The organism is Phytoactinopolyspora endophytica (assembly GCF_004138495.1).
GTDB lineage: Bacteria > Actinomycetota > Actinomycetes > Jiangellales > Jiangellaceae > Phytoactinopolyspora > Phytoactinopolyspora endophytica.
Genome location: NZ_ML142872.1, coordinates 62436 through 64404 on the forward strand (window position 1 = coordinate 62436; position 1969 = coordinate 64404).

The window sequence follows — 1969 nt, forward strand, 5'->3', positions numbered from 1 at the left end:
GCGGCATGCTGGCCGAGCAGGCCTATCCGGTACCGGACCTCGTCCGGCTCACGTAGGACATTGAACCCGGCCACGGTGGCGGTGCCGCTACTGGGCCGGAGCAGGGTGGCGAGGATCCGGACCATGGTGGTCTTGCCCGCGCCGTTCGGTCCCAGAACGGCGTGCACAGTGGCTCGCGGGATGGCCAGGTCGATTCCGGCCAGTGCCTCCTTCTCCCCGTACAGCTTGGTCAGTCCCTCGACTCTGATCGCGTCGGTTCCGTCGCGAGTACGCACGGTCGGTCCTTCCATCTAATCAAATTTGACCAGTCAGCCCAGACCGTAATACCCAACCGGCGGTCTAGTCAAACTTGATGAGCCGCCGCGCTTGCTCGATTGGCGTACCCGATACGCTGGCCACGAGAGTCGGCGGACTCTGATCCGGCCCGGCGAGTAGCCGGACGGTCCGCAGGCCCGGGAGCGGCGGCGCTGTGGTCGAGACGTCAGCGAGAGGAGAATCGAGTGTCGGTGATGCGGCTGCTGGTGCTGGGCGCTGTCCGCCAGCATGGACGCGCCCATGGCTACCAGGTCCGCAACGACCTGGAGTTCTGGGGTGCACACCAATGGTCCACGGCCAAGCCGGGCTCGATCTACCACGCTCTGAAACAACTGGCGAAGGAAGGCCTGCTGCATGCGCACGATATCGCGCCCAGCACTGCGGGCGGCCCGCCCCGGACTGAGTACGAGATCACCCCGGACGGGGAAGAGACCTACCTCGACCTGCTCCGGGAGGCGGTGCGCGCGTACGACCAGAAGATCGACGTCCTGACCGCTGGTGTGGGGTTTATCGTCGACCTCCCCCGAGGCGAGGCGATCGAGCTTCTCAAGGAACGGGTCGAGTCCCTCCAAGGATGGAGGGACGAGGTGGTCAAGTACTGGACGCCGGGTGCGCCCCCTCAGGAGTGGGGGCATATCGGTGAGATCATGCGGCTGTGGATCCACAACGCGGACAGCAGCATGGAGTGGACCCTCGGTCTCATCGCGCGATTGGAGGGCGGCGCGTACGTGATGGCAGGTGAGGGGGAGCGTTCGGTGGAGGTGCTCCCGGAGGGCTGCGATAACCCCTACGCGTAGCGGCGCTTCCTACCGTGGGAGGGTCAAGCCCAGCACGTGGCCGGTGGGCTTCCGATCGGCCGGCGGCTCGACCAGCAGCGGGGTGAACCCGATTCGCTGATAGAACCCGATCGCCTGGCTATTGCGCGCCGAGACTCCGAGATGGACACCGGGCGAGCCGAAGACAGCGAGCTGGTCCAGCAGCCGATCCATGAGCCGTCGCCCCAGGCCGTGCCCCTGAGCGTGTGGCAGCAGGTCGATGTGCAGGTGCGATGGGTGTGTGGCGGGCGGGTCCAGGTACGGCCGCGGCCATGGACGGTCCGGGGCGTAGAACATCCGGATGATCCGTGCGTCACGACTGGCGTCGTCATCGGCGGGTTCCGGGTACCGCTCGCGCAGCGGCGGCCACCATTCCCGCCGGCACCAGTCCTCGAAGGTGAGGGTGTCGAGGCAGCCGATGATGTACCCGGCGACGCCGTCCTCGTCGACGGCCACGGAGATCAGCGATGGGTTGTGCGCAGCGTACGGTGCCGCATACGCCTCGCCGAGCAGCTTCGGATCAGCGAACTGACCCGTGGCATCCGCACCGCTGTCCCCGGTACGCAAGCATATGTCGTAGAGGGCGGGCAGATCGTCCGGCTCGTAGCACCTGATCTCCACGGAACTCCCTTCTGGCCGCACCATGATAAAGGCGCCACCCTACCGTGCAGAATGGAACGATGATCTCCATCGATCTGGCTCGCAGGCTCCAGGATGCAGGCCTGCGATGGGAACCGCAGGTCGGGGACCATTTCATCATCCCCGACCGGGACATGGACGACGAGGTGTTCGTGGTCAGCACGATGGTGGTGGACGTCCACGAGTTCCCGTCAGGGCGG

General features: G+C 66.2%; 3 protein-coding genes. 1 reads left to right on the forward strand and 2 read right to left on the reverse strand.

Going from position 1 to position 1969, the window contains the following annotated elements:
- Positions 1-275 (reverse strand): ATP-binding cassette domain-containing protein (locus ELR45_RS41780; RefSeq protein WP_240760274.1); only part of this gene is annotated, 275 nt, incomplete at its 3' end.
- Between the two features lie 225 nt (positions 276-500).
- On the opposite strand from ELR45_RS41780, the gene ELR45_RS30900 reads away from it, so the two are divergent.
- Positions 501-1112, forward strand: a complete 612-nt coding sequence (locus ELR45_RS30900; protein WP_129669716.1) for a PadR family transcriptional regulator — start codon at positions 501-503, stop codon at positions 1110-1112.
- A 9-nt stretch (positions 1113-1121) separates the two neighbouring features.
- On the opposite strand, the gene ELR45_RS30905 is transcribed toward ELR45_RS30900, so the two are convergent.
- Positions 1122-1751: a GNAT family N-acetyltransferase gene (locus ELR45_RS30905; protein ID WP_205857606.1), complete on the reverse strand. Its 630-nt coding sequence runs from the start codon at positions 1749-1751 to the stop codon at positions 1122-1124.
- Positions 1752-1969: the final 218 nt, after the last annotated feature.